Below are 25,659 nucleotides of genomic sequence, written 5' to 3'. Positions count from 1 at the left end.
GCCGAGGTGGCTGAGACTTTAGAAATTCTTAGCTAACGGACCGTTAAAATCAGATGGAGACGCTGATGTTGCATTTTGCCGCGATTGCGAGGATGGCCATGAGGACGACACGACATCTGATGGCGCTGCTGCTTGCGGCCGCCCTCGCCCCGTCGTCCGCGCTTGCGGCCGGCGCCCCCTGCTATCGCGGCGTCAATCTTTCCGGCGGCGAATATGGCGAGCGCGGCGGCACATACGGCACCAACTATACTTATCCCAGCGAGGAAACGATCCGCTATTTCGGCGAAAAGGGCATGACGATCATCCGGCTGCCTTTCCGCTGGGAGCGGCTGCAGCCAGCACTTGGCGGGCGGCTCGACGACGGCGAAATCAAGCGGCTCAAGGATGCCGTCGGCCTGATCCGCAAGCACGGCATGGCGGTGCTGCTCGACCCGCATAATTTCGGCTATTACGACAAGACTCAGCTCGGCACGGCGCCGGCGACGAATGGCGGATTCGCCGATTTTTGGGCGAGACTCGCCGTCGAATTCGCCAATCGGGACGGCATTCTCTTCGGCCTGATGAACGAGCCGCACGACATCAAGGCGACCGACTGGCTCAATGCCGCCAATGCGGCGATCCGCAGTATCCGCGCCACCGGCGCGCGCAATCTGATCCTCGTGCCTGGCACCGCGTGGAGCGGGGCCGCCAGCTGGGAAAAGGATGTGATCGGCGGCGCCAACGGCACCGTCATGCTCGGCGTTCGCGATCCGCTCGACTTCTACGCCTTCGAGGTCCACCAGTATCTCGACGCCGATTCTTCCGGCACCCACCCGACCTGCGAGGGTGCGGACGCGGCGGTCGAGGCGATCGCCGGGTTCACTGCCTGGCTGAAGCGCAACCACAAGCGTGGTTTTCTCGGGGAATTCGGGGCTTCGACCGACAAGGACTGCCTTGATGGGCTGACGAAGATCTATGCAACCATGTCCGGGAATAACGACGTCTGGCTCGGCTGGTCCTATTGGGCCGCCGGGGAATGGTGGCCTGCGGACGAACCCTTCAACATTCAGCCGCATGGCGGCGCCGAGCGGCCCCAGATGCGTCTTCTCGCTGAGGCGGTAAACGCCAAAGCCAAGGCGGGCGCGTGCACTGCCGTCAAACCGGCGGGGAACTGAGAATGGCTGTCAGCGACCACAAGACTGCGAGTTTCACAATCACCGGCACTGTAACCGGCCGGCTCGATGCGGCCGGCGAGGCATCGCGCGTCGATTATCCGGTGCTCTGGCTCGGTCTGCTTTCAGTGCTCTACAACGGCATTCTCGCCTTCATCAACCACAATATCGTTCAGCTTTCGATGACACATGTCGCCGCCAGCGAAGGCCTGATCATGGCGAGCGCTATCATCTACATCCTGCACAAGGGGATCTACGAAACGGACCTGCCGGCCTTCCTCTTCCTGCTGTTCACACTTGTCGTGACCATCTACATCAGCGTGCTTAACCGCATGCCGTTCATCGATCATTTCCGCAACGTGCTGATCATCTTCTGCTTTGCCGGGCTTGGAAGCTGGAGCAACGAGAAAACGATGAAGCTCGCCTTTCGCTGGGCAAGCCTCGTCGTGCTGGTCTTCCTGATCTTCGAGATCATCAGCGTGCCGTTCTATGTCAGCATCGTCCACCCGTCCGATTATTTCGCCAATACGCGCGGGCTGCTGCCGATGAGCTTCAACAAGACCGGCCTGTTCCAGAACGCGCTCGGCTTTCCCGAGCGCTTCTCCTTCGGCATCATCGACCACCGCTCGTCCTCGATCTTCCTGGAACAGGTGTCGCTCGCCAATTTCTGCGGCGTGATCGCAATCTATCTGGTTTCCACCTGGGAAAGGCTTGGCCGTTGGGACCGGCTGCTCTGCATCAGCACCGCCGTCCTGATCCTGGTGACGAACGACACCCGCACCATGCTGATTTTCTGCTTTGCCTGCATCGTCGGCTATTTCGTCTTTCCGAAGATCCCGAAGAATTTCAACCTGGCGCTCATGCCGCTGATCGTTGCCGCAGGTTTCCTCGTCTACGTGCTGAAGCCCAATGCGACGGGTGACAATTTCACCGGCCGCATCAACCTGACGATGAAGAAGATCATGGATCTCGATCCGCTCGCCGTTCTCGGGCTTTCAGTCGATCGCATCGCCGATTTCGCCGACAGCGGCTATGTCTACCTGATCTATGGGGCGACGATCTTCGGCGTCATCGCCTTCTGGCTGTTCGTCTGCCTCTTTCCGGCCGGACGCACGGCAGCACAGCGGCGCTGCGCCCATTCACTTTCTCTTTTCATTTTTCTGAATATGATGATCGGGGGAACCGCGGTCTTCTCGATGAAGATCGCAGGGCTCCTGTGGTTCGTCGTCGGATATATGCGCTTCCACGACAGCCCGCGCATCCGGCAGGGTCGTGCGGCAGATGTACTGAGTTGACCGCAGCGGCACGGGAAAGACCGGCGCCCGCGAGCCCGAGGGAGCAAGACGCTCGATGCTTGTCCAGCTTCAATATCTGCGCGCCGTCGCGGCGCTCATGGTCGTCTATTTCCATGCGATACTGCAGCTTGCCAAGGTCAATCCCGGGATCGACGCTACCGCTTTCATCTATGGCGAAACCGGCGTCGACATTTTCTTTGTGCTCAGCGGTTTCGTGATGTGGCTGACGACGAGCGGGCGTGCGATGAGCCCGGCCGATTTTGCCCGCCGGCGCATCAAAAGGATCGTGCCGCTCTATTGGCTGGCAACTTTGTTTTCAGCGGCTGTGGCCCTTGTCGCGCCGTCGCTCCTGAAATCCACGGTGTTCAACCTGCCGCATCTCGTCGCCTCGCTGTTCTTCCTGCCCTGGATCAATCCCGCCGATCCCACGATGATCGCTCCTGTCATCGTGCCGGGCTGGACGCTGAATTACGAAATGTTCTTCTACTTCGTGTTTGCGCTGCTGCTGCCGCTCCAGGAAGCGCGCCGCATCCCGGCAATGCTTGCCATATTCGCCGTGATCCTGATCGCCTGCCGGCTGCTGCCTGGTACTACGGCCACCCGCTTCTACGGCGAGCCGATCATCCTGGAATTTCTGGCCGGTGTCGTGCTCGGCTGGCTCTACGGACAGAAGATGCTGCTGCCGAGCCGCTGGGCGTGGGCCGCACTTGCCTTGGGCTTTGCGTTTCTCTTCATCAACGAGGCACTGATGCGCCCGGAAAGCCGGTTCTATGCCTGGGGCATCCCGGCAATCTTCATCATCTACGGCGCCGTTTCCATCGACTTCTCCAAACTGCCCGTCATCGGCTGGCTGAACTATCTCGGCGACTGCTCCTACAGCATCTATATCACCCACGCCTTCACGCTCGCGTTCCTCAGGATCGCCGCCGACCGACTGCCGATCGGCATCCTGCAGCAGCCGGTGCTCTTCGTGATCCTCTCGCTGGTGCTCTCGTCGATCGGCGGCGCGATCATCCACGAAATCACGACGCCGCGACGGAAAGTAGCGGTCGCGAGTCGTCCGCCCGCCTGACTTCAGTCGCCGAAGGCGAGAATACGCATGCCGGCGGCGCTGGCGGCACAGTCTTTCGCGCAACTTCTTCTAAGCTTCAGACTTGGCAATGAGAGAGCTTGCAGAAGCGTGATGGTTTCTCTTGCAATTTGTCGCATGAATGAAAGTGCGCCGGCCTATTCGCGGCCCGGGCTTTGATCTAAGCACGGCGGCGGCCTTGCAGAGGGAAGAGGAAAAGACATGAGAAGCTATGTATTGACGGTATCCTGCAAATCGACGCGCGGCATCGTGGCGGCGATTTCGAGTTATCTGGCCGAGAAGGGCTGCAACATCATCGACTCCAGCCAGTTCGACGATCTCGATACCGGCAAGTTCTTCATGCGCGTCAGCTTCATTTCCGAAGAGGGACTGTCCGGCGCCGAGATCAGCGCCGATTTTTCAGCCGTCGCCGCACCCTTCGAGATGGACTACGAATTCCACGACAGCGAGAAGCGCATGAAGGTGCTCTTGATGGTGTCGCGCTTCGGCCATTGTCTCAACGACCTGCTCTACCGCTGGAAGATCGGCGCCCTGCCGATCGACATCGTCGGCGTCGTCTCCAACCATTTCGACTACCAGAAGGTCGTCGTCAATCACGACATTCCCTTCCACCATATTCCCGTCACCAAGGCCAACAAGGTGCAGGCTGAGGCGCGGATCATGGAGGTGGCCGAGCAGACCGGCACCGAGCTGATCGTGCTTGCCCGCTACATGCAGATCCTGTCGGACGAAATGTGCCAGAAGATGTCGGGCAAGATCATCAACATCCACCACTCCTTCCTGCCGTCCTTCAAGGGCGCCAACCCTTACAAGCAGGCCTACGGCCGCGGCGTCAAGCTGATCGGGGCGACGGCCCATTACGTCACCGCCGATCTCGACGAAGGCCCGATCATCGAGCAGGACACGGCGCGCATCACCCATGCGCAGTCGCCCGACGACTATGTCTCGATCGGCCGCGATGTCGAAAGCCAGGTGCTGGCGCGCGCCATCCACGCCCATATCCACCACCGCACCTTCATCAACGGCAACCGCACCGTGGTCTTCCCGGCAAGCCCCGGAAGCTACGCATCCGAACGCATGGGCTGAAGGCGGCCAGACCTCGCATCTCTTTTGCTGGCAAATGACAATCTCCCGTTGCCTGCCAGCGGCAAGTATTTGATTATCTCGCCCAATAGGTAATCGAATCATGCTGCGGGGGTGTCATGACCGACGAGGCGCTTGTTGATCGCATGGCGCTGCCGCGTCCCGACGTTACCGTCGCGGACGCGGAAGAGATTCTCCTTGCCCATTACGGAATAGCCGGCACTCTCGCGGAACTCGGCAGCCAGCAGGATCGAAACTACCGCGTCGATACCGATCACGGCCGCTACGTGCTGAAGATCTGCCATGCCGCCTACGAGACCCGCGAGTTGGAAGCCCAGAATGCGGCGATCCACCATCTCAAAGGCAAGCAAGACGCGCCGCGCGTTCCTGATGTGATCGCCGCCAATGACGGTCGGGAGATCGTCACCGTCACCGTGCGCGAGCAGGATTATCTGGTCCGGCTGCTGGAATATCTGGAAGGCCAGGGGCTAACAGAATTGGCATATGTGGCGCCGGCTTCCGTCGCCGCCCTCGGCGCGCTCTGCGCGCGGCTGGCGCAGGCACTTGCCGATTTCAGCCATCCCGGTCTCGACCGCAGCCTGCAATGGGATCTCCGGCGCGCCGGGCCGGTCGCGGTGCAGCTGCTATCCGCCATCACCGACAGCGCCGCGCGTGACCGGATCGCCAAGACCATGGTGATGGCCGTTCGCCGCATCCAGCCCCTGGCGCCGTCGCTTCGCCTGCAGGCTGTGCATCACGACGTCACCGGCGACAATGTCGTCGGCCATCGCGACACCCGGGGCCACACGATCCCCGACGGGGTGATCGATTTCGGCGATATCATTCGCGGCTGGCTGGTCGGCGACCTCGCCGTCACATGCGCGGCGCTGCTGCATCAGGCCGACGGCGACCCTTTTCATATCCTGCCCGCCGTCACGGCCTATCAGGCGATCTATCCGCTGATCGAGGAGGAGCTGAAAGCGCTCTGGCCGTTGATCGTCGCACGCGCGGTCATTCTCGTCGCAAGCGGCGAGCAGCAGCTTTCGATCGATCCCGAGAATGATTACGTCCGCGGCAATCTCCACCACGAGCGGACAATCTTCGATACGGCAATGTCTGTCCCCTTCGAACTCATGGAAGCAGCGATCCTCAAGGCGGCCGGCGCCAATGTTGCCGTTCCGGAAACATCGGGGTGGCTGCCATTGCTGCCCGACATCGATCCCGAGGGGATCGCCTACGTCGATCTCGGGGTGCGGAGCCCCTATTTTTCCGCCGGCAACTGGCTGAATGCGGACATGGACTGGAGGCTGCTTGCGCGCGCCGCAAGCGAAAACGGCACGGCCGCGACGCGCTACGGCGAATATCGGCTTTCCCGCGCCGGCCTGGGTGCCGCGAAGGGGCAGGCGACCTGCGCCCTCCATGTCGACATTTGCCTTGCCGCGGGAAGCGCGATTGCCGCCCCCTTTGCCGGCCGTATCGGCTGGAAGGATCAGCATCTGACCCTCGCTGGCGAAAACGTGACCTTGCATCTCGACGGGCTGCACCCCGCGGTCGAGGATGGGGCCGAGGTCGCCGCCGGCGATCCGCTCGGTGCGGTTTTCGGCGAAGCTTTCTCGCTCGGCGGACTGCGCGTCCAGCTTTGCAGCGTCGCGGGCCTTGAACCGCCGCTCTTTGCCACGCCGCGCGAGGCCGCAGCCTGGTCAGTGATCTGCCCCTCACCGTCGCAGCTTCTCGGCCGGGACGGGGATGCGCCGCATCCGGCAGCTGCCGAGCTGTTCGCCAGGCGGCAGGCGCATCTTGCAAGGCCGCAGAAGAACTACTACGCAGCGCCGCCTCAGATCGAACGTGGTTGGAGGGAGCATTTGTTCGATGTCGAGGGCCGCGCCTATCTCGACATGGTCAACAACGTTACCATTCTCGGCCATGGCCATCCGAGACTTGCGGCGGCGATCAATGCGCAATGGCTGCGGCTCAACACCAATTCCCGTTTTCACTATGCCGCGATCACCGAATTTTCCGAACGTCTCGCGGCGCTCGCGCCGGACGGGCTCGACACGGTCTTTCTCGTCAACAGCGGCTCGGAGGCGAACGATCTGGCAATCCGGCTGGCGCAGGCTCACAGCGGCACCCGCAACATGCTCTGCTTGCTCGAAGCCTATCATGGCTGGTCGGCGGCGAGTGACGCCGTCTCGACCTCGATTGCCGACAACCCTCAGGCGCTAACCACGCGGCCTGGCTGGGTGCACACCGTCGTTTCGCCGAATACCTATCGCGGGCTGTTCCGCGGCCCCGATACCGCGGTGAGCTATCTCGACGCTGCTGCGCCGGTGCTGGAAGCGATCGACGCTGGCGGCGAAGGCCTTGCCGGCTTCATCTGCGAATCGGTCTACGGCAATGCCGGCGGCATTCCGCTGCCGGAAGGTTATATCAGGGAGATTTACGCACAGGTGCGCGCCCGCGGCGGTCTCTGCATCGCCGATGAAGTGCAGGTCGGCTATGGCAGGCTCGGCCATTATTTCTGGGGCTTCGAGCAGCAGGGAGTGGTGCCTGATATCATCACCATCGCCAAGGGCGTGGGCAATGGCCATCCGCTCGGCGCCGTCATCACCACGCGCGAGATTGCGCAATCGCTGGAAAAGGAAGGCAGCTTCTTTTCCTCGACCGGCGGCAGCCCGGTCAGCTGCGTCGCCGGCATGACCGTGCTCGACATCATGGCCGAGGAGAGGCTGCAGGAAAATGCCCGGACGGTGGGCGATCATCTGAAGGCGCGGCTTGCGGCGCTGATCGACCGCCATCCGATTGCCGGCGCCGTACATGGTATGGGGCTTTATCTCGGCCTTGAATTCGTCCGCGACAGAACGACGCTCACGCCGGCGACGGAAGAGACGGCGGCGATCTGCGACAGGCTTCTCGAACTTGGCGTCATCATGCAGCCGACCGGCGATCACCAAAATGTGCTGAAGATCAAACCGCCGCTTTGCCTCAGCATCGAAAGCGCGGATTTCTTCGCCGACATGCTGGAAAAGGTGCTTGATGAAGGCTGGTGACGCGAGACTTGCGGCGTTAACCAAATCGGTCATTTTGCGGCATTCCGGTTTTTAACGATGAAGCCCATTGCCTGAATCACACAGGCTTCCTATCTCTGCTGCGACGATCGATCGATTGCGATTCTGTCATGCGAATTTTACGAAGAGCTGATATGTTTCTTTCTGTAAGTTCGACTGAGACGGAATGAATTTTTTCGGATCGTCGATATTTTGACACGTTTCGGAATATGTTTCTGACAGGCTATCGGGTAATCTCTACTAAGTTAGTAGATATTGAAGACAGCCATCGCCGGCCCCGGGCTTTTCCGGGACCCTTCAAGCACAACGCCAACGCAAGGAACGAGACATGACAGACATCGATATTCTCGCCACTCTCCTTGGGCGATCCGTGCTTGGCAATGACCGTCCGGGCGCCCTCTCCCGCCCGAACTGTCGAATGTGACGTTCGTCCTCCTTTCAACGGTACCAGACAAGTCAATTCGCCATGGCTGCGCATGTCGCGCGGCAGGAGTTCTATCTATGAAGAAGCAAGTTATCGAATATGCAGGCGTTCCCGTTGGGATCGTCATTCCCGATGAAGATCGGCTGAAGTTCATCGCCGTGAAATTCCATGTCCACGACCTCGACGAGCAACGTTTCCGCTCGCCCGACGAGGTGCGGCTGGCCATCCATGACCTGATGACCCGCCGTCATCCAAAGCCGCTTCATGCCTGACGGCATGAGGCCTCTACCGACTTTCGCGGCTTATCTGATGTGACCGGTCCTGCAAAAAGGGCCGGTCTTGTTTTTTGAGGGCAATTGCAGTCCTATCGGCCGAATTAGCGCCACCAGGATCAATCCTTGCCCGATCTTCTCAATCTGCTCACCGACATTGAAGGCGTCTCCGTCGGCCATGCCACCGACCTCGTGCTCGGTTCCGGCGTCACCGCGATCGTCTTCGACGAACCGGCCGTCGCCTCCGGCACGGTGCTCGGCGGCGCACCGGGCGGGCGCGACACTGGCCTGCTCGACCCCTCCATGACCGTCAGTGCGGTGGATGCCTTCGTGCTCTCGGGCGGCTCCGCCTTCGGGCTTGATGCCGCAGGCGGCGTACAGACGGGCCTGCGTGAACTCGGTCGCGGCTTTGCGGTCGGACCGGTCAATATCCCGATCGTACCGCAAGCGATCCTGATGGATCTGCTGAACGGCGGCGACAAGGATTGGGGACTTCACTCCCCCTATCGCGATTTGGGCTATGCAGCATTGAAGACCGCCGCCAAGGGCGCATTCGCGCTCGGCACGGTTGGCGCCGGCACCGGGGCGACGACCGCCACCTTCAAGGGCGGGGTCGGTTCGGCGAGCGCAATCACCAGCACCGGGCATTGCGTCGCGGCGATCGTCGCGGTCAATGCGCTCGGCTCGGCAACGATCGGCGAGGGACCGCATTTCTGGGCGGCACCCTTCGAAAAGGACGGCGAATTCGGTGGGCTCGGCATGCCTGCGGCGGCTGATCACAGGATGCGACTTAAGGGGATGAGCGGACCTGCGACGACGATCGGCGCTGTCGTGACCGACGCGCAACTGACGAAGGCCGAAGCGCACCGGCTGTCGCTTGCCGGCCATGACGGTCTCGCTCGGGCGCTGCTGCCGGCGCACCTCCCGCTCGACGGTGATACCCTCTTTGCCGCTTCGACGGCCAAACATCGAAGAGACGACATGGCGAGCCTGATGGAGCTTTGCCATCTCGCCACCATCGTCATGGCGCGGGCGATCGCCCGCGGGGTCTACGAGGCAACCGCCCTACCGGTCGAGGGCGCGCAGATGGCATGGCGCGACCGCTACCCGAACAGCGGCTGATTGAATAAGGTTCGCTCGAAAAGATCGAATATGCCGAATGACGGAGAGACGTGAATGCAGATCCGGGCGCTGATGTATTTCGACGAGCTGGTCAGGACCAACTCGATGCGCCAGGCGGCCGAAAACCTCAATGTGGCGCCGACGGCGATCAGCCGACAGATCGAGAACCTCGAATCTCTTTTCGGCGCACCCCTCGTCGAGCGCAGCGCCCGCGGCGTCAAGCTGACGGCAGCCGGCGAGCTGCTCGCCGACCGTGCCGGCCGTACGCTGCGCGAACTCGATCATGTGCGGCAGCTGATCGAAGACCTGAAGGGCTTGGAGCGCGGCCATGTCAGCATCTATGCCAATGGCGCCACCGTCACCAATCTGCTGGCGCCGGCGCTAGCCGAATTCAGCCTGAAATATCCGAAGCTGCGCTTTACGGTGACGATCGCCAGTGCGCGGCAGGCAGTTGATGCGGTGAGCAGTGCGGAGGCGGATATTGCGGTGACGCTGTTTGCTCCCGCCATATCCGGCACCAAGGTGCGGCTGCGTTCGGAGATCGCCTATGATCTCATCGTGACACCGCATCACCCGGCGGCAGCATATGACGAAATCCCACTCAGGAAGCTTGTCGATTACCCGCTGGCGCTGCCGGATCACTCCTTCGGCTTCCGCCAGGCTTTTGACGCGCTGATTACGAAGGAGGGGCTAAGCCTCGATCCCATCTTCGTCACGAGCTCGATGGAGATGCTGAAGGAACTCGTGCTCGGCGGCGCCGCGGCGACCTTGCTGCCCGCGCTGAGCGTTCGCCGGGAGATCGAAGCGGGCCAACTCCGCGCCATTCCGCTCGCCGGCAAGAAAGGCATCCGCACCCATGTCGATCTCTGCGTCGCCCCGGATCGGCAGCTGTCCTTTGCCGCGGCTACGCTGCTCGACTTCATCGAGAGCTTCATACGCGAGCGCACCGGCGGCCAGGCGCAAATGAAAGACTGATGTTTCCAGCTTGCATTGGCGGCGGATTTGCTGTGTAGCTATTTCGGCTACACCAGACGCATTATATCGTCATTATGTGTGCACTCATCCGTTAGAGGTCTTCGCCTTTTCGCGCGACCAGACAGGGAACATGATGATCAAGCTTTCGTTGGTGACTTCGGCACGCCTCGCCCGGCTTTCCCTCAGTGCTACAGTTTCGGCGGTGCTGATGATGGCGGCGATGACGCCGGCCGAAGCGACGAAAACCACCCTCAATCTCGGCATGAGCGTCGAACCGACCGGCCTCGACCCGACGATCGCCGCACCGGTGGCGATCGGCCAGGTAACCTGGCAGAACGTGTTCGAAGGCCTCGTGACGATCGACCAGGCCGGCAAGGTTCAGCCGCAGTTGGCGAAAAGCTGGGAGATTTCGCCCGACGGCCTGACCTATACGTTCAAGCTGCAGACGGGTGTCAAATTCCACGACGGCGAGATCTTCGATGCCGCAGCCGCCAAATTCTCGCTCGACCGTGCCCGCGGGGAGGATTCGGTCAATCCGCAGAAACGCTTCTTCGCCTCGATCGCCTCGATCGATACGCCGGATGCTGAAACCCTGGTGCTGCATCTCTCGGCGCCGACCGGCAGCCTGATCTACTGGCTCGGCTGGCCGGCTTCGGTGATGATCGGGCCGAAGACGGCCGCGGACGACAAAGTGACGCCGATCGGCACCGGACCATTCAAATTCGCAAACTGGGCGAAGGGCGACAAGGTCGAACTCGCCAGGAACGCCGATTACTGGAACAAGAATGCGGCCGCCAAGCTCGACAAGGTCACCTTCCGCTTCATCGCCGATCCTCAAGCCCAGGCCGCGGCGCTGAAATCAGGCAATCTCGATGCCTTCCCCGAATTTGCCGCACCCGAACTGATGAGTTCCTTCGACGGCGATGCAAGGCTGGTTACAAGGATCGGCAACACCGAACTCAAGGTCGTCGCCGGCATGAACAATGCCAAGAAGCCCTTCAACGACAAACGCGTCCGCCAGGCGCTGATGATGGCGATCGACCGCAAGACCCTGATCGACGGCGCATGGTCCGGCCTCGGCACGCCGATCGGCAGCCACTATACGCCGAACGATCCGGGCTATCAGGACATGACCGGCGTGCTGCCCTACAATGTCGAGAAGGCAAAGGCGCTGCTGACTGAGTCCGGCTACCCCAACGGCTTCAGCTTCACGATCAAATCGCCGCAGATGGCCTATGCGCCGCGCAGCGCTGAGGTGATGCAGGCGATGTTTGCCGAGATCGGAGTGACGATGAATATCGAGCCGACGGAATTTCCGGCGAAATGGGTCCAGGACATCATGAAGGACCGCAACTTCGACATGACGATCATCGCCCATGCCGAGCCGCTCGACATCGATATCTATTCGCGGGATCCCTATTATTTCAATTACAAGAACCCTGTTGTCAGCGCCTTGATGAGGAAGGTCCAGGAGACGACCGATCCCGCGCAACAGAATGCGATCTACGGCGAAGCACAGAAGATCCTCGCCGAGGACGTGCCAGCGCTCTACCTCTTCGTCATGCCGAAACTCGGCGTCTGGGACAGCAAGTTGAAGGGACTGTGGGAGAACGAGCCGATTCCTTCCAATGTGCTGTCTGGGGTTTCCTGGGGGGAGTGAGAGGCATGGGGATGAGCGACGGGAGGCCGGACAGTTTGCCGTTCAAAACCAGTCGCGTCACTTCGAGAGCTTGGCGAGGAGGCTACCACGCAGTCTTAAAAGCTGCCTCGGCAGCGTGGCGCACATGATCACACTCCTCGCCCGCCGCTTCGCCGATCTCGTCATCACTCTTCTCATCGTCTCCTTTCTAATTTTCGCCGTCATGGACCTCCTCCCCGGCGATCCGGCCTCGATCATGCTTGGCACTTCCGCAAGCCCGGAGACGCTGGCGGCACTGCGTCACGATCTCGGGCTCGACCAGCCGCTGATCCTCCGTTACGGGCAGTGGCTGGCCGGCGTATTTTCAGGCGATCTCGGGCAGTCCTATACCTATGGAGTGCCGGTAGCGGAGCTGATCGTCGAGCGGCTGGCGGTGACGCTGCCGCTGGCGCTGATGGCGATCATGCTTTCGGTGGCGATCGCCTTGCCGCTCGGCGCACTGGCTGCTGCGCGACGTGGCGGTATCTTCGGCGTCGGCGCAACCTTCTTTTCGCAAATCAGCATCGCCGTGCCCGCCTTCTGGGTGGCGCTACTATTGATCATCCTGTTCTCGACGATGCTCGGTCTGATGCCGGCGGGCGGCTTTCCGGGCTGGAGCGCCGGCCTTCTGCCGGCATTGCAGGCGCTTGTTATGCCAGCCGTGGCACTGGCCATGCCGCAGGCGGGCGTGTTGACGCGGGTGGCGCGTTCTGCCGTGCTCGAAGTAATACATGAAGATTTTGCCCGCACCGCAGTGGCCAAGGGGCTTTCGCGCAACGCTGTGCTGTGGCGGCATATCGTGCCGAATGCGCTGATTCCGATCCTCACGGTGATTGGGCTGCAATTCACCTTTCTCGTCGCCGGCGCGGTGCTGGTGGAAAACGTCTTCAACCTGCCCGGCCTCGGGCGGCTTGCTCTTCAGGCGCTTTCGCAGCGCGATATTATCGTGATGCAGGACGTCGTGCTGCTTTTCGCAAGCCTCGTCATCGTGATGAATTTCATCGTCGATCTCTCCTACCTCGCGATCGATCCCAGATTGAGAAGGACGCGGTGAAGCATGGCGCCCTTCGTCTCCTCCTCAATCGCCAGCCGACGCCGGCGCTCTAAATTTAGCCGGCGAATGAGCCTGATCGCTGGAGCAGTCATCATCGGCTTGCTGATCGGCGTCGCATTGTTGTCACTTGTCTGGACACCGCTGCCGCCTGCGAAAATGCAGATCATCCATAAATTACAGCCCCCGCTTGCCTTCGGTCTGCTCGGCACGGATCAGTTCGGCCGCGACGTGCTTTCGATGCTGATGGTGGGGTGTTGGAATTCGTTGTCGATCGCCATCACCGCGGTTGCGATCGGCGGGACGCTCGGCTCCATCGCCGGCGTTTCGGCGGCGGCGGTCCGCGGTCCTTTCGAGATGCTGCTGATGCGCATCTGCGACATCATCTTCGCCTTGCCGCCGATCCTGTCGGCGATGGTGCTCGGCGCCTTTCTCGGGCCTGGCCGGTTCACCGCGATCACCGCGATCGCCGTCTTCATGATCCCGGTCTTTGCCCGAGTGACGCTCGCAACCGCATTGCAGAGCTGGAGCCGCGACTATGTGATGGCGGCACTGGCGATCGGCAACACGCGCCTGGCCATTTCGCTGCGCCATGTTCTGCCCAATATCACGAGCCAGATCATCGTGCATGGCTCTATCCAGCTCGGGCTGGCAATCCTCACCGAAGCCGGTCTCAGCTTCCTCGGGCTCGGCATGGCGCCGCCGACGCCCACCTGGGGGCGGATGCTTGCCGACGCGCAGACCTATCTGGCACTGGCGCCGTGGCTGGCGATCCTGCCCGGCCTTGCCATCGGGTTTACCGTCTTCGGCTTCAACATGCTCGGCGATGGATTGCGCGATCTTCTCGACCCACGCGAGGCGAGCCGCTGATCAGCCGATCGGACGGCGGTAGCCGGTCGGCTGTTCGTAGAGCCAACCGATGCGCTTGACGGCGGCTTCGAAATTCTCGCGCGCCACCGTCATGCTGTGGCCGTTGGCGTGGAGGATCGTTTCCGGATCCTCGAAGACGGCCACATGTCCCTTCCAGAACACCAGATCGCCGCGGCGGATTTCGGCGCGGTCGATCGGCTCGCCGAGGCTTGCTGCCTGCATGTCGGTATCGCGCGGCGCCTTTCTGCCCGTCATCAGCATTGAAAGCTGGACGAGGCCGGAGCAATCGATGCCGAGGCCGGAACGCCCGCCCCAGAGATAGGGCGTCTCCAGGAAACGGGCGGCGATGGCAACGTAATCGGTGCCGTCGAGGGCGCCGATCGGCTGCACATGCCTGGAAAAGAGCGCTGTTCCATCCTCAAGTACGACATAGTGGTTGCCGCGCGCTTCCGCTTCGCCCGCAACATGAACACGGCTCCCCATCGACAGGATCGCCTGATGAGGCTTGCGCAGTTCCGGTTCGGGATAGACGAAACTGCGCTGCACGGTGACGATATGGGTCGGTGCCGGCTTGCCTTGGGAGAGCGTGTCCGCCGGGAGATAGCCGACATAGCCATCGGAAACCGCCTTCACCCAGCACCAGCCATCAGCGCGATCGAAAACCGTCACATCTTCGCCGAAAAGCAGCTCCGTATCGATGCCGCGGGCCAGGTTTGGTTCGGGGCGCAAAGCCACGACGGCGACGGCGACGCGGGCCGGGGTGCCTTTGACGAAGCGCGACGCCTCGATCTTGCCTTCAAGCTCCGCTTCCGCGAGATCAGGCCGATAGGCATGCAGGCGGCGGTCGAGCATCGTCATTCGCATCCTTTCAGATCGGTAGCCGGCGGCCCTGATCGCGGACGAGATCACCGAGCTTTTCGAGGTAAAGCGCACCGCTGACGGTGCGCTTGATGATTACGCTGCGCCGATCGGCATCGTCGCGCACGCGGTCGACCAGACCCATCTCGCCCATCGTATCCAGGGCGCGCGTGATGACCGGCTTGGTGACACCAAGCGTGGCTGCGAGCCCACGCACCGTATGCGGCGGCGGCACCAGATAAATATGCAGCAGGATCGCCATCTGGCGCAACGTCAAATCACGGTCATCATGGCGAACCTGATCGAGCGCCACGCCATGCCAGAGCCCCAGCGCCTGCGAGGCGGTCAGTTCGATCGGCACGGCCCCTCCGGAGATCGTTACGCTAACGTTTCATTTTCCGGCAGTTACCATGCACATGCAAGGGGCGGCAGGAACTGCCGCCCGGCAGGGTGAATAAAATTTTAACGATCAGATTCAGCGCACACTCTGGCGAATATGGTGGAAGAGCGCGCGGATCGCCTGCGCCTCCCCGCCGCCCGGCGAATGCGGCCGCTCCGACTGGGCCCAGCCGTAAATGTCAAAATGCGCCCAGCTTTTCGTCTTGCTGACGAAACGCTTGAGGAAAAGTGCGGCCGTGATCGCACCTGCCATGCCGCCGACCGGTGCATTGGTGAGGTCGGCGAACTTGGTACGGATGTCCTTTTCGTAGCCGGAATAGAGCGGCAGGCGCCAGAGCGGATCATCCGTTTCCAGGCTCGCTTCAGTGAGATCATGCGCCAGATTGTCATCGTCGGTGAAGAAAGGCGGGAGATCCGGGCCGAGCGCGACGCGGGCAGCGCCTGTCAGCGTCGCCATGTCGATCAGCAGTTCGGGCTCTTCTTCGTCGGCATAGGCGAGCGCGTCGGCAAGAATCAGACGGCCTTCGGCATCGGTATTGTCGATCTGGACGGTCAGGCCCTTTCGGCTGCGATAGATGTCGCCGGGACGGAAGGCATTGGACGAGATCGCATTCTCGACGACCGGGATGATGACACGCAGATCGACTTTCAACTTGGCATCCATGATCATCAGGGCAAGGCCCATGACATTCGCCGCGCCGCCCATATCCTTCTTCATCAGCAGCATGGAGGCGGCCGGCTTGATATCGAGACCACCGGTATCGAAGCAGACACCCTTGCCGACCAGCGTCACCTTGCGATGGCCCTTCTTGCCCCAGCGCAATTCGAGAAGGCGCGGCGCATCGGCGCTGGCGCGGCCGACGGTGTGGACAAGCGGGAAGTTCTGCTTCAGCAGTTCGTCGCCAGCGATGACCGATACTTCCGCCTTGTAATGCTGGGCGAGGCCCCGGAACGCGGCTTCGAGCTGTTCCGGCCCCATGTCGTTCGTCGGCGTGTTGATGAGGTCGCGGGCAAGAAAGACGCCGGCGAGCTGCCGCTTGATGTCGGCGCCGTCGGCATCGCGGGGGATCATCAGCGTCGCCATCGGAGATTTTTCCGACTTGTAGCGGTCGAAGCGGTAGCTGCCGAGGCCGAAACCGAGGGAGAGGCGATTTGCCGTCAGCGGCGCGGTCTCGATGTGCCAGTCGCCGGCCGGCAGCGTACGGGCGAGCCTGCCGGTGATGAAAGGCTGCTCGGACGGATTGGCGCCGAGGCCGTAGAGCGCGCCGCCAAGATGGCCGTCGGCTGTCGGGATCAGCAGCAGCGATCCGCTTTCGGCCTTGTAGCCAGCCTTGCGCGCCCAATCGAGCGCGATCGGATCGATCGTTGCGGTCTCGATATGAGCAGGGGTGACTGCAAAAATAGGCAGCGTCGAGCCGCCCTTCGTGTTGAAAGGGGTGGGTCTCTCGATGAACTGATAGGGGGCCATGATTGTCCTTCGGCGCTCGCCAGGAATCGTTCCTTAACGGTCTGTTAGGGTTAACAGACTATTGCTGGAGTGAAGATTGCGTCAAACCTTTCCCTGTTCCGCGTTCGAGGTCAGGCGCCGATTTCGGAATTCAGGAACGCGTCATGCCTGCCTCGCCCACCACCATATTCACGAATCGCCTCCTGCAGGGTGCCGCGGCATCGCTGATCGTGCTTGCCCTTGCCGGGTGCTCGACGACCAAGGACCGGATGACGACCGGTTCGGTGCCGAAGATCACCAAGCCCGTCGAAGAGATGGACGCGACCGAGCTGCGCACGGCAACGGACCGACTCGGCCAAGCTTATGAAAAGAACCCGCGCGATCCGGTCAACGGCGTCAACTATGCCAATCTGCTGCGCATGAACGGACGCGACGCTCAGGCGCTCGCCGTGATGCAGCAGGTGGCGATCTCCAATCCCAGCGATCGCAACGTGCTGGCCGCCTACGGCAAGGCGCAGGCAGCCGCGGGGCAGTTCCAGCAGGCGCTCGACACGATCGGCCGCGCGCAGACACCGGACCGTCCGGACTGGAGGCTGATCTCGGCCGAGGGCGCAATTCTCGATCAGATGGGCAAGGCAAGCGACGCCAGACAGCGCTATCGCGATGCGCTCGACATCCAGCCGAACGAGCCCTCCATCCTTTCCAATCTCGGAATGTCTTACGTGCTGACCGGCGACCTGCGCACCGCCGAAACCTATCTGCGCTCCGCCGCCAGCCAGCCGACCGCCGACAGCCGCGTCAGGCAGAACCTTGCCCTCGTCGTCGGCCTGCAGGGACGCTTCCCGGAAGCCGAGCAGATCGCCAGGCGCGAGCTTTCGCCACAGCAGGCCGATGCCAATGTCGCCTATCTCAGAGGCATGCTCTCGCAGCAGAATTCCTGGCAGAAGCTCGCCGCCAAGGACAAGGCGCCGGGAACGGCAGATGGCAGCAACACCAACTGACAAGACCATGCTGCCGAACGGCTTACGCCTTCGGGCAAAGTGACCTTAGCGGAGGCTGAGGCCCGAAAGAATAAGACGCAGACCAAGGCCGCCCATGACGGCGCCTGCGACCCTGTCGATCCAGCCCTTGGCATGGAGATAGAGGCGCCGCGGATGGCGTGCCGAGAAAACCAGCGCCACAATCGAATACCATCCTGCCTCCACCGCAAAGACGCCGAGCGGTAGCGCGACGATGAGATCGAGAGGCACGCTTCTCGGCAGAAGCGCTGCAAAAAGGCTGGCATAGACGATGATGGTCTTCGGGTTGCTGAGCTGAGTCAGCAATGCGGTCAGGAAGCTGCGCGCTGGCGCGCGGCGGTCGCGGACGGCATTGGAAACTTCCAGCGGCCGTGCGGCGCCCTTCCAGATATTGACGGCGATATAGACGAGATAGGCGCCGCCTGCGACTTTGAGCAGGATATAGAGCCATTCGAACTCAGACAACAGCGCCGTCAGCCCGGCGAGCGCCAGCCCGGCGAAAACGACGCCACCGACTCCCATTCCGACCGCGGCGGCAAGGCCATCCAGCCTCGAACGTGAGATCGCGATCCTGGAGACGACCACGAAGCTCGGGCCGGGGCTCATTGCGCCGACGACCAGGGCTGCCATGATGCTGATGAAAATGCCTGCGGTAGACATTCGGAAACCCTCATTTTGAGATCGAAGGCTAGCCTCTTTCCAAAACGACGGCAACCGTCAGAACCTGTCGGCCACCTGAATGCCGGCCGGGCCGAGGATGACGGCGATCAGCACCGGCAGGAAGAACAGAATCATCGGCACCGTCAGTTTCGGCGGCAGGGCGGCCGCCTTCTTTTCCGCTTCGTTCATGCGCTCGTCGCGCCCTTCCTGGGCGAGAACGCGCAGCGCCTGCGCGACCGGCGTGCCGTAACGATCGGCCTGGATCAGCGCCTGGGTCACCGAGCGCACCAGTTCGAGCTGCGTGCGCGTGGCGAGATTTTCGAGCGCCACGCGGCGATCAGGCAGGAAGGAAAGTTCCGCCGTGGTCAGCACCATCTCCTCGGCAAGCGGCGGCGACTGCTCGCCGAGCTCTTCTGACACGCGGCGCATCGCGGCCTCGATCGAAATGCCGGATTCGACGCAGATCAGCATCAGGTCCAGCGCATCCGGCCAGGCGCGCTTGATCGAGTGCTGACGCTTGCCGATGCGGTTCGAGATATAGATGTTCGGCGCGTAGAAGCCGATATAGGCGATGCCGATGACGGCGAGGAAGCGAATGGCCGTGCCCCGTCCGGCAAGGCCGCCGAGGCCGAAGACCCAGAAGGCGGCAAGCGCGAGAAAGAGAAACGGCAGCAGGAAACGCGCCGCGAGGAAGGTATTCAGCGCATTTTCAGAGCGGAAACCTGCGGCCCTGAGCTTGTTGACCGTATTGTCGTCGACGAGCGCCTTACGCAGGTTGAAGCGTTCGACGATCTGGCGGACCGGGCGGTTGTTCTGGGTCCTCAGCGAGGCCTTGCCGGGTTCCGCGTTCATGCGGGCGCGTTCGCGGGCGCGGATCTGCTCACGCTCGGTCGAAACCGCCTTCATGCGCTTGTTGAGATCGCCGCGCTCGAAGAAGGGAATAGCGATCGTATAGAACGTCGCGAAGACCGCGATCGCCACGAAGACGGCGATCAGCATGCTTGGATTGGTCAGAGTTGCGGCAAGATCCTGCGACATGGTGCTTCCTTCCCGCTAGATGTCAAAATTGACCATGTTGCGCATGACGAAGATGCCGATCGACATCCAGAGCGCCGAGCAACCCATGATGAAATGGCCGCGCGGATCGGTGAAAAGGATCATCATGTAGTTCGGCGAGGTGAGGTAGACGAGGGTCGCGACGATAAAAGGCAGAGCGCCGATGATAACGGCGGACGCCTTGGCTTCCATCGAGAGCGCCGAAACCTTGGCTTTCATCTTCCTGCGATCGCGCAGAACCTTGGACAGGTTGCCGATCGCTTCCGAGAGATTGCCGCCGGCCTGCGACTGGATAGCGATCACGATGGCGAAGAAATTGACTTCCTGAAGCGGCATGTTCAGCGTCATGCGGGCGCAGGCGTCGGGAATGCTGAGACCCACCTGCTGCGCCTCGATCACGCGGCGGAATTCGCTCTTGACGGGCTCAGTGCCCTCGGTCGCGATAAGACGGATGGCGTCGTTGAGCGGCAGGCCCGATTTGATCGAGCGCGTGATGACGTCGAGCGCATTGGGGAGTTCGTTGAGGAACTTGTTCTGGCGGCGCTTGACCAGGAAGCCGACGACCCAGCGCGGCAGGCCGAGGCCTGCAACGACGACGATGCCGATCATGACTATCAACGATGCGCCGGCGATGAAGGCGACGAGCAGCAGTACGGCGGCGAAGATGGCGCTGAAGAGAGAAAATTGTGTCAGCGTGATCGCCAGACCGGCCTGCGCCAGCCGGGATTTCAACGACAGGTTCTTCCTGGCCTTTTCGTGCTGACGCTTTTCCAGATCCTTCAGATTGTCCTGCACTGACTTGCGGCGCTTCGACAATTCCTGCTTCCGATCGCGGGCGGCCTTGACCTTCACCCGGTCGACATCAGTGGATTTGACGCGGTTGATGCGGTTCGCCGATTTCTTGTCGGCCTCCATCCGGGAAAACATCAAGGCATAGGCAACCGCCGCCGCGGAGACGGCGGCGAGAACGACGATTGCCAGGACTACCGGATCGAACCCGAACATCACCTCTATTCCTTCGTTTTCGCTTCCATCGAGTCGAGGGCGGCGGCAAGGCGCTTTTCCTCGTTGAAGTAACGAGCCCGGTCCCAGAAATGCGGCTTGCCGACGCCGGTCGACATGTGCCGGCCGATCAGGCGACCGCTCGCATCCTCACCTTCGATCTCATAGCGCATCAGGTCCTGGGTGATGATGACGTCGCCTTCCATGCCGATCACCTCGGTGATCTGGGTGATGCGGCGCGAGCCGTCGCGAAGACGCGCTGCCTGGATGATGACGTCGACCGAGGTGGAGATGATCTCGCGTACCGTCTTGGCCGGCAGCGTGAAACCACCCATGGCGATCATTGATTCGATACGGCTCAGGCATTCGCGCGGCGTGTTGGCGTGGATCGTGCCCATCGAGCCGTCGTGACCGGTGTTCATCGCCTGCAGGAGGTCGAAAACCTCAGGTCCGCGCACTTCGCCGACGATGATGCGTTCGGGGCGCATGCGAAGGCAGTTCTTGACGAGATCGCGCATGGTGATCTCACCCTCGCCTTCGATGTTCGGCGGGCGCGTTTCCAGGCGCACGACGTGCGGCTGCTGAAGCTGCAGTTCGGCCGTATCCTCGCAGGTGATGACGCGCTCGTCCCTGTCGATATAATTGGTAAGGCAGTTCAGCAGCGTCGTCTTACCCGAACCCGTGCCGCCCGAGATGATGACGTTGCAGCGTACGCGTCCGATGATCTGCAGAACGGTGGCACCTTCCGGGGTGATCGCGCCGAAACGGACGAGCTGATCGAGCGTCAGCTTGTCCTTCTTGAATTTGCGGATGGTGAGCGCGGGCCCATCGATCGACAGCGGCGGGGCGATGACGTTGACGCGCGAACCGTCGGGCAGACGGGCGTCGCAAATCGGGCTCGATTCGTCGACGCGGCGGCCGACCTGGCTGACGATGCGCTGGCAGATGGAGAGAAGCTGCGCGTTGTCGCGGAAGCGGATCTCGGATTCGATCGTCTTACCGCCGACTTCGATGAAGGTCTGGCCGGCGCCGTTGACCATGATGTCGGCGATATCGTCGCGCGCCAGCAGCGGCTCCAGCGGACCATAGCCCAGAACGTCGTTGCAGATATCCTCGAGCAGCTCTTCCTGCTCGGAGATCGACATCGCAAAGTTCTTGATGGTGATGATGTCGTTGACGATGTCGCGGATTTCTTCACGCGCGCTTTCGCCGTCGAGCTTGGAAAGCTGCGACAGATCGATTGTGTCGATCAGCGCCGAAAAGACCTGCGCCTTGGTGTCGTAATATTCGTCGGTGCGGACCGGGCGCTTGCGCTGCGGCGTCTGCATCGGCGGCGGCGTTACCTGCTGGCGCGCGGGCTCGCGGGAAGGTTCGACCAGAATCGAGGGGGAAGAGGCCGCGGGGGCGGCCGGTGCCGGCGGTGGGGGAGCGATTGCGCCTCCAGCCTTTCCGAAACCTTCGTTTCCGCGTTTTCCAAACATGCCGCTCGATCCAATCTGCTCTATCTTTTTGTTTTCACGCATTTCCCGGCAAAAGCACTTTGCGCTTTGCCTGGCAAAACCGCTGCAAGCTTTTGCCGGAATTGCTCACCATCTACTTGCGCTTCAGGAGGCCCAGCAAGCCACCCTTCTTCGCCTTCTTGATCGCGACACGGCCGGTGACGATGTGCGATATCTGCGAAAAGGTCTCGGCCGTCGGCGACTTCGGATCGACTTCGGAAATCATCCGGCCACTGTTGGCGGCATTGCCGAAAAGATTGATGTCGAAGGGAATGATCGCAATCGGATCGATCTCCAGCGGTTCGCAGAAGTCCGACGGCGAAATCTCCGGGCGCTTCGGCATGCCGACCTGATTGAGAATGAGATGCGGCGGCTTGTCGTTCGGCCGCATCTTGCGCAGGGCGTCGAGCATGTTCTTGGCGTTGCGCAGGTTAGCGAGATCGGGAACCGCACACAGAACCACCTCGTCGACGCTCGACAGAACCGAGCGTGTCCATTCCGACCATGCATGCGGAATATCGAGCACGGTGACGGGCGCGCTGCGCTGCAGGACGTCGAGCACCGGCTGGAAAGCCTGGCCGTCGAAATCATAGGCGCGGTCGAGCAGCGACGGTGCGGCGAGCAGAGAAAGATGCTCGGAGCATTTCGTCAGCAAGCGATCAAGGAAGACCTCGTCGAGACGATCGGGCGCGAAGACCGCCTCGGCGATGCCCTGGGCCGGATCCTGGTCGAAATCGATGTTCGCCGTGCCATAGGGCAGGTCGAGATCGGCCAGGATCGTCTCGGTGGAGAACAGATTGGAAATGCCGAAGGCGCAATTATGCGCGATGGTCGAGGCGCCCGTGCCGCCCTTCGAGCCGATGAAGGCGATGCTGCGGCCAAGCGGCTCGGCTTCCGGATCGACGAATATCGAGGCCATTGCCGTGAGGACATCGGGCATGGCAACGGGCTGGACCATATATTCGGAAATGCCGTTGCGAATGAGTTCGCGATAGAGGCCGATGTCGTTGTAATAACCGACGATGACCACCTTGGTGCTGGGATCGCAGACGGCGGCAAGCGGCGTCAGTTCATTCAAGAGGTTCGCGGCATTCGCCTTGGTCTCGAGGATGATGAGGTTCGGCGTCGGGGTGCTTGCAAACATGTTGGCGGCAGCCGCGATGCCGCCGCTGGTGATGCGCATGCTGACCTTCGCCACACGCCGATCGTTGGCGCAACGTTCCATGACGCGCTGCAGAGCTTCGCTCTCGCAGAAGGCGTGAACGGAGATGCGCGGCAACGGCCGCATGCTTTCCAGATCCGCCATGCGCACCGCCTCCTCGGCGTGACGAAGCTCGCTGGGATTGTTGATTTCGTATTCGACCGCGCTCATCGTTCCGTTCCGCTTCAGAAGCCGCTACTGCTGCTGTTGGCGACGTCTTCGATCGTCGACGTCGTCGTCCGGTATTCCTGGATCGCATTGTTGCGCCGTTGCGCATCGATCGGCGTCATACCGCGGGGCGCCACCAGATCCTCCGGATTGGCGATCTGGGCGGCAAGGTTGTTCTGCGAGGCGCAGCCGAAATTATAATAATTCTGGTTGGTGAAGTCGTCCGAGATGTCTTTCGGCCACTGACCGCATTGCGTTGTGATCGCGGTGGTGCCGGTAAAGCTCAGCCGGATCGGCGCCGCGTCGCCGGCGCCGGCTGCTGCATAGGACGTGTTGACGATCTTCGAGCTTGCAATCCCCCTCGCCGCCAGTTCGGCGCGGACCTGATTGCGCAACTGATAAGCGGCCGCCGAATTGGGCGAGCCTTGCGGTGACAGGACATAAACCGGCCCCGAGGCGCGTGAGATGTAGTTCGCGGCAAAGCCCCGGATCAGGTCGCGCTGGGCGATGGTCAGGCGGCGGTCGGTCGAGGCTACGGGTATATCCACAGTCTGCTCCGCCTCCGTCACGATGATCGGATGGCGGGCGCGATAGTCGTCGGGGATGCCGCCCGTCGTCAGCTGGTCGTGCGGACCGGCGCATCCGGTAAGGGCCGCCGCCGAAATGATGGCCGCGGCAAAAAGCGCCCTGGAGACTCCGAGGCGGGGTGTCGTCGCATTCATATGGGCCATCGCCTGATCTCTGTTTTGTGCCATTTCTGCCGATCGCGCCCCGCTCATTTGTAGATGAACCCGATCGAGCCGTGGAACTGCGCGTCTGCGACCGGCGCCTCGCGGCGGCCGTAGACCTTGTTGACACGGTTGAGGAAGAAGGTTGGACCGTCGTTCTCGGGGCTGAAATTATCGTCCGGCCGGTTGAGCTGGTTGCGCGCCACCGGGCGCACCAGATAGGGCGTGGCGATGATAACAAGCTCGGTTTCCTGCCGCTCGAAACCCTTCTGGCGGAAGAGCGTGCCGAGCAGCGGGATCTTCGAAACGCCAGGCGTACCGCCCATCGTCTGGGAAACGTTGTCGCGGATCAGGCCAGCCAGCGCGATCGAACCGCCCGAGGGCAGTTCCACCGAGGTCTCCGCCGAGCGGCGCTGATAGGTAGCGTTACCGGCGCCAGCCACCGGTTCGGAGACATTGGTCTTGATCTGCAGGCTGATGCGGCCCGATGACAAGACGACCGGCTTGAAGGCGAGGTTGATGCCGTAGTTGAACGGCACCACGGTGACGTTGCCGTTATTGTCGGTCGTCGAATAGAGCTGCTGACCGCCGGAATTGAAGGTCGCGGCCTGGCCCGATATCGCCGTCAGTGTCGGCTCTGCGAGGGTCTTGACGACTTTGGCCTGCTCCAGTGCGTTGAGGTAGGTCGAAATATCGTACTTGCCGATCGAACTCTTGAAGAGCGCCGCCAGGCCCCTCCAACCGTCGATGTGGCGCTGTCGGCGCTTGGAGTACCGAGCTGGGCAACCGTCATGCCGGAGGAATTGGAGACGAGATTGTCGAAGCCAAGCTGCTTCAAGACCTCGCGGCGGACTTCGGCGATCGTCACCTTGAGGGTAACCTGATCCTCGCCTTGGATCTGCAGGAGGTTGACGACCTGCGAGGTCTGACGGCCTTCGGCAAAGAGCGCCACCGAGCTATCGCCGCCGCTGCCGGATGCCGTTTCGGTTCTCGTCGTCGCCTCGCCGCCCTTCAGGAAGACCTGCGCCAGATCGGCTGCCTGGGTGGCGTCCTGCGGGGTGCGCACGGTGCCGGTCAGCACGATATTGTCCGAGACAATCTCGACATTGATGTTGGAGTCGGGGATAAAGCGGCGGAGATTGACTTCGAGGCCGGAGACGTCGCGCTCGATCTCGATGTCGAGATTGACGATCTCCTGCCCATTGCCGCCGAAGACGAAGATGTTCGTCTGGCCGACCTTCTTGCCGAACAGATAGATGCGCCGCGAGGTACGGGTCACGGCATCGGCCATGGTCGGATCGGACACGAGGATATCATGCGCATCCTCCGGCAGGTCGACGACGACAGCCTTGTTGAGCCCGAGCTTCAGCCGGCGATGGGCGTTTGGGCCAATCTGCGAGATGCGGACCAGATTTTCGGAATCGGCGCGTGCCTCGCCTGTGCCGAGAAGCGGCCCCAAAGGCGCCGGCACCATGCCGGAGACGCCGACTGCCAGCGAGAGGCAGCCTGTCAGGAGAATCCCGGCGCGCCGCGTTGAATTGCTCAT

21 protein-coding genes and 1 pseudogene are annotated in these 25,659 nt (G+C 61.8%); 12 read left to right on the top strand and 10 right to left on the bottom strand.

Translation table 11 applies throughout. The annotated features are described in order from the left end of the window. Positions 1–98: 98 nt before the first annotated feature. The 11 genes from NE852_RS22970 (at position 99) to NE852_RS22920 (ending at position 14,076) form a co-directional block, all read left to right on the top strand. Entirely contained in the window at positions 99–1,154 is a 1,056-nt protein-coding gene (locus tag NE852_RS22970; RefSeq protein ID WP_037170999.1) for a glycoside hydrolase family 5 protein, read from the top strand. 2 nt (positions 1,155–1,156) lie between these two features. Then, positions 1,157–2,446: a hypothetical protein gene (locus tag NE852_RS22965; protein WP_008525155.1), complete on the top strand. Its 1,290-nt coding sequence runs from the start codon at positions 1,157–1,159 to the stop codon at positions 2,444–2,446. Between the two features lie 55 nt (positions 2,447–2,501). After that, positions 2,502–3,518: an acyltransferase gene (locus NE852_RS22960; protein WP_008525157.1), complete on the top strand. Its 1,017-nt coding sequence runs from the start codon at positions 2,502–2,504 to the stop codon at positions 3,516–3,518. Positions 3,519–3,737: 219 nt separating this feature from the next. Beyond that, entirely contained in the window at positions 3,738–4,622 is an 885-nt protein-coding gene (gene purU / locus NE852_RS22955; RefSeq protein WP_258156132.1) for a formyltetrahydrofolate deformylase, read from the top strand. A gap of 116 nt (positions 4,623–4,738) precedes the next feature. Continuing rightward, positions 4,739–7,666: an aminotransferase gene (locus NE852_RS22950; protein WP_008525167.1), complete on the top strand. Its 2,928-nt coding sequence runs from the start codon at positions 4,739–4,741 to the stop codon at positions 7,664–7,666. A 519-nt stretch (positions 7,667–8,185) separates the two neighbouring features. Then, positions 8,186–8,380, top strand: a complete 195-nt coding sequence (locus NE852_RS22945) for a hypothetical protein (RefSeq protein ID WP_008525170.1) — start codon at positions 8,186–8,188, stop codon at positions 8,378–8,380. 126 nt (positions 8,381–8,506) lie between these two features. Continuing rightward, positions 8,507–9,502, top strand: a complete 996-nt coding sequence (locus NE852_RS22940) for a P1 family peptidase (RefSeq protein ID WP_008525172.1) — start codon at positions 8,507–8,509, stop codon at positions 9,500–9,502. Positions 9,503–9,556: 54 nt separating this feature from the next. Then, positions 9,557–10,477 (top strand): LysR family transcriptional regulator, encoded by a 921-nt coding sequence (locus tag NE852_RS22935; RefSeq protein ID WP_008525173.1) that lies wholly within the window; start codon positions 9,557–9,559, stop codon positions 10,475–10,477. A 133-nt stretch (positions 10,478–10,610) separates the two neighbouring features. Continuing rightward, positions 10,611–12,137 carry an ABC transporter substrate-binding protein gene (locus NE852_RS22930; protein WP_008525175.1) on the top strand — a complete coding sequence of 509 codons (1,527 nt, stop codon included), beginning with the start codon at positions 10,611–10,613 and terminating at the stop codon, positions 12,135–12,137. 124 nt (positions 12,138–12,261) lie between these two features. Then, positions 12,262–13,209: an ABC transporter permease gene (locus tag NE852_RS22925; RefSeq protein ID WP_008525177.1), complete on the top strand. Its 948-nt coding sequence runs from the start codon at positions 12,262–12,264 to the stop codon at positions 13,207–13,209. A 3-nt stretch (positions 13,210–13,212) separates the two neighbouring features. Continuing rightward, positions 13,213–14,076 (top strand): ABC transporter permease, encoded by an 864-nt coding sequence (locus NE852_RS22920; RefSeq protein ID WP_037171001.1) that lies wholly within the window; start codon positions 13,213–13,215, stop codon positions 14,074–14,076. On the opposite strand, the gene NE852_RS22915 is transcribed toward NE852_RS22920, so the two are convergent. From NE852_RS22915 to NE852_RS22905, 3 genes are all read right to left on the bottom strand, one after another. Beyond that, positions 14,077–14,934 carry an NlpC/P60 family protein gene (locus NE852_RS22915; RefSeq protein ID WP_008525182.1) on the bottom strand — a complete coding sequence of 286 codons (858 nt, stop codon included), beginning with the start codon at positions 14,932–14,934 and terminating at the stop codon, positions 14,077–14,079. It abuts the gene before it with no gap. 10 nt (positions 14,935–14,944) lie between these two features. Next, positions 14,945–15,295 (bottom strand): helix-turn-helix domain-containing protein, encoded by a 351-nt coding sequence (locus tag NE852_RS22910; RefSeq protein ID WP_258156131.1) that lies wholly within the window; start codon positions 15,293–15,295, stop codon positions 14,945–14,947. Positions 15,296–15,409: 114 nt separating this feature from the next. After that, positions 15,410–16,801 (bottom strand): M17 family metallopeptidase, encoded by a 1,392-nt coding sequence (locus tag NE852_RS22905; protein ID WP_258156130.1) that lies wholly within the window; start codon positions 16,799–16,801, stop codon positions 15,410–15,412. A 143-nt stretch (positions 16,802–16,944) separates the two neighbouring features. On the opposite strand from NE852_RS22905, the gene NE852_RS22900 reads away from it, so the two are divergent. After that, positions 16,945–17,781 (top strand): tetratricopeptide repeat protein, encoded by an 837-nt coding sequence (locus NE852_RS22900; protein WP_008525196.1) that lies wholly within the window; start codon positions 16,945–16,947, stop codon positions 17,779–17,781. Between the two features lie 45 nt (positions 17,782–17,826). Here the strand turns inward: NE852_RS22900 and NE852_RS22895 are convergent, their stop codons facing one another. The 7 genes and pseudogenes from NE852_RS22895 to NE852_RS22865 form a co-directional block, all read right to left on the bottom strand. Beyond that, on the bottom strand, positions 17,827–18,459 hold the full coding sequence (locus NE852_RS22895; protein ID WP_008525197.1) for a LysE family translocator: 633 nt from the start codon (positions 18,457–18,459) through the stop codon (positions 17,827–17,829). Between the two features lie 57 nt (positions 18,460–18,516). Then, complete coding sequence (locus tag NE852_RS22890; protein WP_008525199.1) at positions 18,517–19,497, bottom strand: type II secretion system F family protein; 981 nt, start codon at positions 19,495–19,497, stop codon at positions 18,517–18,519. A 15-nt stretch (positions 19,498–19,512) separates the two neighbouring features. Continuing rightward, a complete protein-coding gene (locus tag NE852_RS22885) occupies positions 19,513–20,520 on the bottom strand; it encodes a type II secretion system F family protein (RefSeq protein ID WP_008525201.1) in 1,008 nt (335 codons plus the stop codon). 5 nt (positions 20,521–20,525) lie between these two features. Beyond that, positions 20,526–21,998 (bottom strand): CpaF family protein, encoded by a 1,473-nt coding sequence (locus tag NE852_RS22880; RefSeq protein WP_008525202.1) that lies wholly within the window; start codon positions 21,996–21,998, stop codon positions 20,526–20,528. Between the two features lie 112 nt (positions 21,999–22,110). Continuing rightward, positions 22,111–23,388, bottom strand: coding sequence for a CpaE family protein (locus NE852_RS22875; RefSeq protein ID WP_008525205.1), 1,278 nt, complete (start codon positions 23,386–23,388; stop codon positions 22,111–22,113). Between the two features lie 14 nt (positions 23,389–23,402). Continuing rightward, positions 23,403–24,164 (bottom strand): CpaD family pilus assembly protein, encoded by a 762-nt coding sequence (locus NE852_RS22870; protein WP_037171005.1) that lies wholly within the window; start codon positions 24,162–24,164, stop codon positions 23,403–23,405. Continuing rightward, positions 24,161–25,659 (bottom strand): annotated as a pseudogene (locus NE852_RS22865) (type II and III secretion system protein family protein). Before NE852_RS22865 ends, NE852_RS22870 begins: the two are co-directional and overlap by 4 nt.

Origin of the sequence: Rhizobium sp. Pop5 (genome assembly GCF_024721175.1) — a bacterium.
Lineage (GTDB): Bacteria > Pseudomonadota > Alphaproteobacteria > Rhizobiales > Rhizobiaceae > Rhizobium.
The sequence above is the reverse complement of the archived record's forward strand: the minus strand, read 5'-3'. Positions and strand labels throughout refer to the sequence as shown.

Bases quoted from the DNA above. Each gene is read 5' to 3' on its own strand.
- NE852_RS22915 (WP_008525182.1), bottom strand. From the start codon at position 14,934: ATGACGATGCTCGACCGCCGCCTGCATGCCTATCGGCCTGATCTCGCG.
- NE852_RS22965 (WP_008525155.1), top strand. From the start codon at position 1,157: ATGGCTGTCAGCGACCACAAGACTGCGAGTTTCACAATCACCGGCACT.
- NE852_RS22920 (WP_037171001.1), top strand. From the start codon at position 13,213: ATGGCGCCCTTCGTCTCCTCCTCAATCGCCAGCCGACGCCGGCGCTCT.
- NE852_RS22900 (WP_008525196.1), top strand. From the start codon at position 16,945: ATGCCTGCCTCGCCCACCACCATATTCACGAATCGCCTCCTGCAGGGT.
- NE852_RS22930 (WP_008525175.1), top strand. From the start codon at position 10,611: ATGATCAAGCTTTCGTTGGTGACTTCGGCACGCCTCGCCCGGCTTTCC.
- NE852_RS22950 (WP_008525167.1), top strand. From the start codon at position 4,739: ATGACCGACGAGGCGCTTGTTGATCGCATGGCGCTGCCGCGTCCCGAC.
- NE852_RS22970 (WP_037170999.1), top strand. From the start codon at position 99: ATGAGGACGACACGACATCTGATGGCGCTGCTGCTTGCGGCCGCCCTC.
- NE852_RS22875 (WP_008525205.1), bottom strand. From the start codon at position 23,388: ATGAGCGCGGTCGAATACGAAATCAACAATCCCAGCGAGCTTCGTCAC.
- NE852_RS22945 (WP_008525170.1), top strand. From the start codon at position 8,186: ATGAAGAAGCAAGTTATCGAATATGCAGGCGTTCCCGTTGGGATCGTC.
- NE852_RS22935 (WP_008525173.1), top strand. From the start codon at position 9,557: ATGCAGATCCGGGCGCTGATGTATTTCGACGAGCTGGTCAGGACCAAC.
- NE852_RS22905 (WP_258156130.1), bottom strand. From the start codon at position 16,801: ATGGCCCCCTATCAGTTCATCGAGAGACCCACCCCTTTCAACACGAAG.
- NE852_RS22960 (WP_008525157.1), top strand. From the start codon at position 2,502: ATGCTTGTCCAGCTTCAATATCTGCGCGCCGTCGCGGCGCTCATGGTC.
- NE852_RS22925 (WP_008525177.1), top strand. From the start codon at position 12,262: ATGATCACACTCCTCGCCCGCCGCTTCGCCGATCTCGTCATCACTCTT.
- NE852_RS22880 (WP_008525202.1), bottom strand. From the start codon at position 21,998: ATGTTTGGAAAACGCGGAAACGAAGGTTTCGGAAAGGCTGGAGGCGCA.
- NE852_RS22870 (WP_037171005.1), bottom strand. From the start codon at position 24,164: ATGAGCGGGGCGCGATCGGCAGAAATGGCACAAAACAGAGATCAGGCG.
- NE852_RS22890 (WP_008525199.1), bottom strand. From the start codon at position 19,497: ATGTCGCAGGATCTTGCCGCAACTCTGACCAATCCAAGCATGCTGATC.
- purU (WP_258156132.1), top strand. From the start codon at position 3,738: ATGAGAAGCTATGTATTGACGGTATCCTGCAAATCGACGCGCGGCATC.
- NE852_RS22885 (WP_008525201.1), bottom strand. From the start codon at position 20,520: ATGTTCGGGTTCGATCCGGTAGTCCTGGCAATCGTCGTTCTCGCCGCC.
- NE852_RS22895 (WP_008525197.1), bottom strand. From the start codon at position 18,459: ATGTCTACCGCAGGCATTTTCATCAGCATCATGGCAGCCCTGGTCGTC.